12 protein-coding genes and 1 pseudogene are annotated in these 8,260 nt (G+C 57.2%); 6 read left to right on the top strand and 7 right to left on the bottom strand.

Going from position 1 to position 8,260, the window contains the following annotated elements; all coding sequences use genetic code 11:
• Positions 1 to 686 precede the first annotated feature (686 nt).
• Positions 687 to 866, top strand: coding sequence for a hypothetical protein (locus GSQ88_RS17350; RefSeq protein WP_349628223.1), 180 nt, complete (start codon positions 687 to 689; stop codon positions 864 to 866).
• A gap of 300 nt (positions 867 to 1,166) precedes the next feature.
• On the opposite strand, the gene GSQ88_RS17345 is transcribed toward GSQ88_RS17350, so the two are convergent.
• The 4 genes and pseudogenes from GSQ88_RS17345 to GSQ88_RS35710 form a co-directional block, all read right to left on the bottom strand.
• A complete protein-coding gene (locus GSQ88_RS17345; protein ID WP_159008972.1) occupies positions 1,167 to 1,349 on the bottom strand; it encodes a hypothetical protein in 183 nt (60 codons plus the stop codon).
• Positions 1,350 to 1,477: 128 nt separating this feature from the next.
• Positions 1,478 to 1,747 (bottom strand): hypothetical protein, encoded by a 270-nt coding sequence (locus GSQ88_RS17340; protein WP_159008971.1) that lies wholly within the window; start codon positions 1,745 to 1,747, stop codon positions 1,478 to 1,480.
• A 210-nt stretch (positions 1,748 to 1,957) separates the two neighbouring features.
• Positions 1,958 to 2,545, bottom strand: coding sequence for a hypothetical protein (locus GSQ88_RS35715; RefSeq protein ID WP_246784846.1), 588 nt, complete (start codon positions 2,543 to 2,545; stop codon positions 1,958 to 1,960).
• Between the two features lie 126 nt (positions 2,546 to 2,671).
• Positions 2,672 to 2,779: pseudogene (locus GSQ88_RS35710) on the bottom strand (DUF3551 domain-containing protein); the annotation flags it as partial.
• A gap of 304 nt (positions 2,780 to 3,083) precedes the next feature.
• On the opposite strand from GSQ88_RS35710, the gene GSQ88_RS17325 reads away from it, so the two are divergent.
• From GSQ88_RS17325 to GSQ88_RS17310, 4 genes are all read left to right on the top strand, one after another.
• Positions 3,084 to 3,191: a ribbon-helix-helix protein, CopG family gene (locus tag GSQ88_RS17325; protein ID WP_210253842.1), complete on the top strand. Its 108-nt coding sequence runs from the start codon at positions 3,084 to 3,086 to the stop codon at positions 3,189 to 3,191.
• A gap of 180 nt (positions 3,192 to 3,371) precedes the next feature.
• The gene (locus GSQ88_RS17320) at positions 3,372 to 3,662 is read left to right on the top strand and encodes a hypothetical protein (protein WP_159008970.1); all 291 of its coding nucleotides are present in this window, start codon (positions 3,372 to 3,374) and stop codon (positions 3,660 to 3,662) included.
• Positions 3,663 to 3,722: 60 nt separating this feature from the next.
• On the top strand, positions 3,723 to 3,914 hold the full coding sequence (locus tag GSQ88_RS17315) for a hypothetical protein (protein ID WP_159008969.1): 192 nt from the start codon (positions 3,723 to 3,725) through the stop codon (positions 3,912 to 3,914).
• Positions 3,915 to 4,238: 324 nt separating this feature from the next.
• Complete coding sequence (locus tag GSQ88_RS17310) at positions 4,239 to 4,376, top strand: hypothetical protein (RefSeq protein WP_159008968.1); 138 nt, start codon at positions 4,239 to 4,241, stop codon at positions 4,374 to 4,376.
• 456 nt (positions 4,377 to 4,832) lie between these two features.
• Here GSQ88_RS17310 and GSQ88_RS17305 read toward each other — a convergent pair whose 3' ends face one another.
• On the bottom strand, positions 4,833 to 5,033 hold the full coding sequence (locus GSQ88_RS17305; protein WP_159008967.1) for a hypothetical protein: 201 nt from the start codon (positions 5,031 to 5,033) through the stop codon (positions 4,833 to 4,835).
• A gap of 1,089 nt (positions 5,034 to 6,122) precedes the next feature.
• Between GSQ88_RS17305 and GSQ88_RS17300 the strand changes: the two genes are divergently transcribed.
• The gene (locus GSQ88_RS17300) at positions 6,123 to 6,338 is read left to right on the top strand and encodes a hypothetical protein (protein WP_159008966.1); all 216 of its coding nucleotides are present in this window, start codon (positions 6,123 to 6,125) and stop codon (positions 6,336 to 6,338) included.
• Positions 6,339 to 6,929: 591 nt separating this feature from the next.
• Here the strand turns inward: GSQ88_RS17300 and GSQ88_RS35280 are convergent.
• Together GSQ88_RS35280 and GSQ88_RS17295 are read right to left on the bottom strand one after the other, a co-directional pair.
• Positions 6,930 to 7,196: a hypothetical protein gene (locus GSQ88_RS35280; RefSeq protein WP_210253841.1), complete on the bottom strand. Its 267-nt coding sequence runs from the start codon at positions 7,194 to 7,196 to the stop codon at positions 6,930 to 6,932.
• Positions 7,197 to 7,587: 391 nt separating this feature from the next.
• Positions 7,588 to 8,260 (bottom strand): autotransporter outer membrane beta-barrel domain-containing protein (locus GSQ88_RS17295; RefSeq protein WP_159008965.1); only part of this gene is annotated, 673 nt, incomplete at its 5' end.

Below are 8,260 nucleotides of genomic sequence, written 5' to 3'. Positions count from 1 at the left end.
TCGTCGCCGCTGAGCCCAGGACTAGGCTCTTAACCATATTCATGTTCAACCTCCAAGTTGCTCTGCAGGGAAGGTTCCGGATCCGCCGGGTACAAATACCCTTGAGGTTGGTTCCCTTAATCCCTCGAAACCCGCTTTGTCGCTTCGCGCCATCGGACACACCCGCTAAACGCGAGGGACTTAAGCGAACCACCTAACGGGACGACCTCGGGATGCCCCCCTCCGTCGCAGCTATAATAAGTACCGAAGCACCATGCACACGCAACAAAGGAACCGCTCGGGAGACTGGGCGAGAGACTGTTTTTAAAATGGTGTTGCACAAATAACACGCGATCAATTTGCCGTTATCTCCACTAAGCAATTGAAAAGGTTTATATTTGTGCCACCACTTAATAGTTCGTTGTCCCGCGATGCGAAGGAGGTTGCAGGGAACCCTCTGCTCACCTCCTCGCGGATTCAATTGGCATTGCCCGCAATAAGGTGAGAATCAGGCTGCGTCGATGCGCTCGAAAAAGCCGTTGTGAGTCTCGACACTGCGGCGTGCAATGGCCGCAAACGAGATCGAAGAGGACCGATAATTTTCAAACCGGGGATTAGACCATAATGAGATTTTCAACCGATCGCCCTACGCCAACCCGGAAGCCGCCGCCCATAAGCTGATCGAAATCGCCGATGCGGTCGAGGCCGTGCAGGACGGCCGGATCTTCATCGAACTGATCAACGGGCCGATGCTATTCGAGCACAAGGCAAAGCCCGCAGAGTATAGCGCCGGGCTGAAGCTGGCGATCGATCGTGGCTGGCTGAAACTGGACCGCTCCGGGACATTCGTCCGGTTCACCCAAGCGGGCGCGGATCTGTTCGCTTGATGGCGGCCTGCCGGCCTAATGCGCTGAGTCTGCGACCGCGCGGGAGATCACATCAACGGGCGCCGTAACACTTCCGCTCATCAGCACGTGGTCCGAATATACCTCGCCGGCGACCGCGATCAGCGCCAGTACGAAAATAGTTGTTATCGTTCTCATGAGGTCGAGTGTTGCTTTTGATTGCGGCGCTCAAAAGTCAGAGATTCGTACTTTTTGGGGCAGCCCGCTAGATCAAGCACTGGAAAGACCCGCCGGGCTGAACCGGCGGCCCAATGGCGGCGGACCTAAGGTACGTGCCTCCATTCAGGACTTCGCACGCTTGACCTGCGCCATGTCGTTGTGACTGACGGAGGTCGACTCGCCGTCATCCCAATCGATCGTGACGCCGCTCCACGACGTTCCTCTGACAGTGCGCTGGTTTTTCACGTCGTCCCGCCAGAAAACGCGGTCTCCTGATTTCAGCTTTCGGGATTCTTCACCGGTCATTCTGTCCGTGCTCCCTGCGGTCAGGTCATCGTTCTGAGCGTAACGGCGACCGCCGAATCCGTTGCGGGGGCGTTGGGCGGTTCATCCACGCCTCACGGCTTCCTAAGCGGTCGCCGTCAGCGCACGGCTCAGGAAGGCACCCCTGTTCCAGACGCAAACGCAATGAAGCGCTCCATGTATTCTGTCGCATCTGTGGGCGACCATAATCCCTGCTGGATCGATTGCTTTAAGGCGCTGCCGACTTTCCTGTGTTCGATCTTCTGGAACATTTCCACATAAGCCTCCAACAGTTGGGGCGACACGTCGTCGACGCTGGTCGCAAGTGCATCAAAACAATATGCGGATTCGGGCCTTCCGCTCTCATGTCTCGCATAGTGCGCGAAGGCTTCGAATTGCATCCTGAGGACTCTCCTGTCTTCGATCAAATTTCGCATGTTATCTTCCTCAACGAGCGTGGGTCAGGGCGCCAGCGTTCGCACGTTGGCGCCCGGGATAGATATCGCCTATCGCTTCGTCTGTCTTGCATGAGCGGCCATCCGTTGCCGGTTGCGCTTCCTGACCGATCGGCGCGGGCCCATGGTTGGCCGCGCGTACGCCGGCTTGATCATCTAGGGCTTCGCCGGTTGAGCGGACGGCACTCGGTGAGCTTTGGCTTTTGCGTTAGGCGTCTGTCGATCGCGCGCGCCGTTCAGTTCTTTCTGCATCTTCTGCCGTTCGTCGAGCGTCATGGCGGGCTCGCGCTCCGGCGGCGGGTCAAAGATGCTCTTTTTCGGAGGCGTCGCCTGGGCCATGGCGTTCAGCGATGAGCCGGCGGTTGCAGTCGGGCAGTCGCCAAGTGAGAGGCTCAATAGCAAGAGCGCTGCCGCGGCAAACGCCGATATATTTCGCTCATACATAACGTCCATGGACGGACGTTCCTCCAGTATTGCGGAGCAATCAAGTTCGTCGTCCTCGGTGTAGAAAGAGCCGCCACTGGGTTGAGTCAGCGACGGCTCATTACGCGTTGTTTCCGGGTGCCTGTTCGGGGCTACCGCTTCAGCCGCACGGCATGCGCCCTCAGCCGCTGGATCTTTCGGATTTTCATTCTTCGCCTGCCGCCTCGTTTCATGTTTCCTCCATGTTGTTCTTTCGCAGCGCGGCTTGATGGTCGAAGCGCGAACGTCGGGCCGGTCTGGCGATCGGCGCTGGCGGCTCACTGATGGAGCTCGGTTGCCAAATTTAGGACAGGCTGCCTAAATCGGAGACCGGTAAATTTATCGGAAAGTCGGATCCGACTGTGGCGACGAGCAATCCCCGCCGAGAGCGATGGCCTTCTTGCGCTCTTATCTCCAAGTGGGACTCTGTTGGCGATTATAAGCGTAACGCGGATTGATCGCGCAGTCCTCGCCCCTGCCCGATGCCGTTGCCTTGCACTCCGCATAGCTGCGATATTGGCATCCTCCGCCGCCTCAAAGGCTTTGGCGGCGTAGGGTCGCGGATCACCAGCGAGATTTGCAGGCGGTTTACCGCAATCAGAAATTCGGACGTCGGTTTTCGTGGCGTGATATTCACACGGTCAGCCTGGGGCATTGGTCCTGATCCTTGCTCGGGGTCAGAGCCGGTGCGGAAGCTCGTACCTTCCCTCAGCTTGTTTTTGTGTTACACCTAAAGCATGCCGAAGTTAATTAAGGTGTTACCTAAAAAAAAACACGCGGGCGCCCGGCGACGGGAAAGGACCCCCAGGTAACCGCGCGCATGCCAAACGACCTGATTGTGCAGATCGAAGCTTGGGCTATCGCCAATGGCGCAAGCCGCTCAGAAGCCATCCGACGGCTTGTCGAGATCGGGCTGAAGGCGAAATGAGCGACTCAGGCACCCAACTTTGCCCTATTGCAAAGATCCGGCGACGACTTCGCCGGCATGAAGCATTGACAGAGATGGTACGCGCTGAAAGGGGTTTTTCGCGAACCGCGGGCATTCAAACATTCCGGCGAAACCGGAAGCCATCCGCCACCTGGTCGAGCTCGGGTTGAAGACGAAGAAATGACCGAGACCCTTTCGCTCTCGATTTTCACCATCGAGTCTGACCTAAAGCCGGTCCTCGCTTTCGCGGCCAAAAAACACGACGAGGCTGATGCATTTTTCAGGGACGAGGCTGTGCGTACCAAACTCAGGTCTGCCAGTTCTAACGGCGTCCCACTCTGCGACGATCTCTCAATTCTTCGCATTCGTTTGGCAAATGCGGATGAGCGGGCTCGCTATCGCGAACAGATGGCTGAAAGGCCACCGACCAATCTCGTGGCGATCTTCCTAGTCGACGTTGACGCAGGATAGGCAGTCACGAGCGTCCGCCGGGTTATAGAGCCAAGGTTGATGAAAAAGAGGCAAAACCTAATGGCCACCGCGGCGAAACGATTGGCCCGTTCATGGGCTTCTGATCGCGAACCGATTGCGCTGGTACAAAAGCTCGATCTTGAGGCCATCGCAAAAAAGACCGGACGTAAACCCGAGGCCATTCTTAAAACCGCCAGGCGGTTGGGAATTTCCTTGAAGTCAGCTGACAGGCGGAAAGCTAAGCGGCGATGACCAGCTCAGCCGAAATGCTAAAAGGCGGTTGCTGGTGTGTGGCGGTCAAGACAGGGAAAGGTCCCGACTCCCATATCGGTGACCTCGACACCGAAACAGAGGCCAAAGACTGGATTTTGACCAAATCGAAATACTGGCCCGGCAAACTGAATAGCTCCGTATGACGCCCAAATACTCATCGATCCGCCTGTTAGAGGTCAACGTCACGGCTCAACTGCGCCTGGCGGCGTGCCATTCGAAGCAATGTGATGGCGACATGCTTGGCGCTCCTTGCATGCGTGAAAAATACACCCGCGAGCTCTCGCACGTTCGCTTGAGGCCCAGATGAACTGGATCGGAGCCATTATGGGGTTGGCGCTCGTGGCCCTTGCCGTCGCGCTCATCAGCGACCTTGAGCTTACCGTCTGCACGGAAGGATCGTTCTATGCGATCGTCCATCTGTGTACGCCGAAAAGGCACTGACGCGCGGCCGCCTTCAGGCGACGTGGATCGTGGGATGACGACAGAGCTTACTTGCGGCAAAAAAACCCGCCGGGTTGAACCGGCGGGTTCTTATCGCAGTCACACGAGCAATGCATCGGGAAAGATACATACCCGACAAGGCTTTAAACTTCGTATCCCGATCAGTTAAAGTTTCACCCGCCAAGCCGCCTCGCATGAGAGGCAAGTCGCTGCGGGTTACGCCTCCTGATCGTGACGCCGGTCAGGAGGCCCGCGCGTTTGACCTGCGCTATGTCGTTGTGACTGACGGAGATCGAGTCACCATCGTCCAATCAATCGTAACGCCGCTCCAAGACGTCCCTCTGACTGCGCCTTGGTTATTTACGTCCGTCCCGCCTGAAAACGTGGTCTCCTAACTTTAGCTTTCGAGATTCTTCGCCGGTCATTTTGATCGGACCATGCTCCAGCGATTGAGTCTTATTTCGCGGTGAGCCGATCAAGGCCTGCCTCGATCGCAGTAATCAAATTTTCGATCTCATCGACAGGCAACCTGGAGTCGGAACCCGCTCTGCTTTTGAGGTCACTTGCCAGTTTTCGTCGATGGGTCAATAGATATTCAAGGGCGTGCCGATTGCCCAGCTGCACGTATTCATCGACGATTTGCTCGACTTTCGTCACCTGATGCTCGCTAGGCCGAAAAAAGGCCGGCGGGCGTTACACCGTCGGCCTTTTCTTTCGACTGCCGGCTCTATTCTCCGGTGCCATCGTATTTCCCTGAGACTGCAACGACATGGTTAACGGAAGATTAACCGCGGCACTTCCGTTCAGCGTGGATACGCGGCCGCTGCCGCTTGCGCTTTCTGCCCCGATCGGCGCCGCCGCTTCATTGGCCGGGTTGGTAAATTTTCCGGAAAGTCGGAAGTTTCAATACACGCAGTTGCAGCAAAGTATCGAGCGCCTTGACTGAACCGCTCCCCACTAGTTCCACCGCTCCAATCGCATAACGCAATTCTTCCAGCCACTCCTCCGTGATCGGACTTCATGTTCTCGAGCAGCTCGCGCAGTTCCGCGGAGCGCATCTTTCTGACCACAGTTGCTCCGAACGAAATCTTGCAACAAGCCCGCGCAACTGACTTTCGCTGAGCTTCCTGCGATCAATCAACGAAAGGGCGTGACCCGGGACGCGCGACATGGGTACGATGTCTGCCGGCGTTCCCGCCTTGGCCGCTCGCTCTTCGGGCGTTCCGTTGTTCGATCGCCGCGGCTTTCGGCTATGGGCACCCCACCGCAAGGCTGTTGCATAGCGGTGGTCCTCCCGGCACACTGATTCCGCGCGAGCCACGGTATGGGCGCTGTAGTTCTTTCGGCCGATAATAGGGGCCGGCAAGCCCGATGGCCGCCTATCGCGGATATAGGGCAATCCCCGGCAAGGGACCATTGCGAGAGTTTCTGAGGCTCCGCGCACATCCGACTACCGATTTGGTTAAAATCCACCCCTTCCGGGGCGCTTTCGCATGTGCGAGACTTGGCAAGCCCTTCGACCATTTGAACATTACTTTGTTGAGCAGCAAAAAATGAACAAGCCAGCTTTTGTTCCCGGAGATACGCGAGAAGCGATCGGTCCACTAATTCAGTCCGAATCTGTCAGCGCCGTCCGCTTGCCTACCGATCTAACTGCCGAGATCGGCGCTTGGGCCAACCACCACGAGATCAGTCCCTCTGACGCCATGAGCGCCAGGTCGAGATTGGGCTGAGGGCGAGCAGATAATGAGCAAAGTTCGTGGCCGCCCGTGGACCTCACAGGACGATCTGCTGCTTCGGAATTTAACAGCCGCTGGAAAAAACGCCTTTACGATTGCGGTCGAGATGAACCGAAGCGAATCCGTAATCCGAAGACGCGCAAAAGAAAGCGATCTAAAAATCGCCAAGAATACCGAACGAACGAATAGCCGGGTCGATCTTGGGCTGAAGGCGAAACGTTAATGCCACGGCGTCCTCCAGGGTTTCCCGTTTATCGCGAGCGCATTGCCCTCCAGTCATTGGTCGGAAAGGAGTGGTTGCCGGCAGCAAATTTATACCCTGCCGGCCCATCAACAATCGTCAACATGCTAGCGAAAGGCTGGCTGAAGTGTAAGCGGGACAAAATGTTTGGTTGGACGTACTGCATAACATTGGGCGGCGAAGCAGCGCTGAGGGCACAGATCCCGTCGAAGCCCGCCAGATCGTCTTTTCAGAAGCGTGGCCGCCCCAAGGGGCGCGGGTCGAAGAAATAGGTGGACGGGGTTTATCGCCATGGAATGGCAGTTGCCGCACTGGCTCATGTTGGCAGGCACATTGCTGGTGACTGCTGGCCTAATTGGAGAATTGGAGTGATGAGAAATCGGAAGCAATAGGCGACGGTTCAGGACGATCCGGCCACCGAGCAAAGTTCTGAGTCGCGCCCTCAGCTTCCACCCCTTCCGCCAATTACTACCGTAAGCATTTGAATACGTTATTAAATTATGATAATACTCTAGGTACCCGCACATTGCGTCCCACAGTTAATTTGCGTCACCCTCAAGTCTCAAAAGCCCTTTAAAACGGGCACTTCTCACATGAGCGATGCGGTCGGCCTCGGCCAGCGCCCATTTCGAGCAGTGCAGCAATTCCTCCGCCGATATTGCAGTAGTTTCGCTCGCGACAGCGGCCTTCACGTAAGCGCGGATCAATCACGATACGGTCGCGATCAGAGCGGGCGTGGACGAAATTCTTACGAAACAAAGGGCGAAATTCGACGAAATCCTCAGGACCATCAATGAGCAGTCCGGTGTGCCTGTCGATGCCCTGCGAGCTATCCTTCATCAAATGGGGGACTTTGCCGGAACAGTCGACCCCGGACAGATTATAAAAAACCTCTCGGCAAAGGCCAAAGAGTTTAGGGCCCTAACTATCCCTTCGCGTGGCTCCTGCAGCCAGGCGCAAAAGCCACCCCGCGAGACGGCAAGTGATCGCCGACAGGCACTGCTCAACCTCTCGACTGTGGTTTCGAGTTGGCTTCCTCGGTTAGGTACTGTTAACTGGCGTTAACCTTCACTTATCGCGACCTGCACTTTTTGCAGTCGATTGTAAAAATGCAGCTACGGCGGCACAGCCGGTCCAAATTCGGAAATTTTGAAGCCGCCATGCGCTCAGTGGGATCGCCACTGCGTCCGGCCTTTGCATCCGCCCTACTCGGCATTCGGGGTAATTTGCTTTACCACTGATATCGCACGACGCCCTTGCCGGCGTAGGAGCGCGTCACATCGGAGAACTCGCCTTCGAAGGTCGCGGCGACCGACCAATTGTTGGTCCATTTCATTTCGGCGGAGGCCGTGGTGAGTGCAGAGTCGCTAGCCTGCGCCGCACCGTTGACCACGAAGCTCGCGCCCCGCAGCGCCTGGAAGGTGGCGGCGACCGAACGGTCCGGATCGAAGTCATGCGCCCAACCGAAGCGCGTGCGCACGGTCAGGATGCCGTCCTGCACCACGAATGATTTGTCGGTGCGAAAACCCAATTCACTGCGGGCATCCGTGACATCCTTGGCGCCATAGGCGAGCGCAAACGTGCCGGCGCCCGACAAAACGGACTCGGCATACGAAGGCAGATCGAAGGTGGTGAACTGGCCCGCGGCATAGGGCGTGATACCGACGCCGCCGGTCCATGGCGCAACGAACCGATAGCCGCCTTCGACTCGCCCGGAATAGGCATTGGCATCGAACTCGGCGCGCAGCTGATCGAAGCCCGCTGCGGTGACCGTGCGGTTGGTGGTGATGTCCTGCCAGCCGTAAGCTAGCGCGGCCGAGATATACGCCGGCCCTTCGGTGTGGCGGACATAGACGCCGGCCTGGAACAGGTCGGAATGGCCGCTGCCACTGTTGGCCACCGAG

The organism is Bradyrhizobium sp. S69 (assembly GCF_009766005.1).
GTDB lineage: Bacteria > Pseudomonadota > Alphaproteobacteria > Rhizobiales > Xanthobacteraceae > Bradyrhizobium.
The sequence above is the reverse complement of the archived record's forward strand: the minus strand, read 5'-3'. Positions and strand labels throughout refer to the sequence as shown.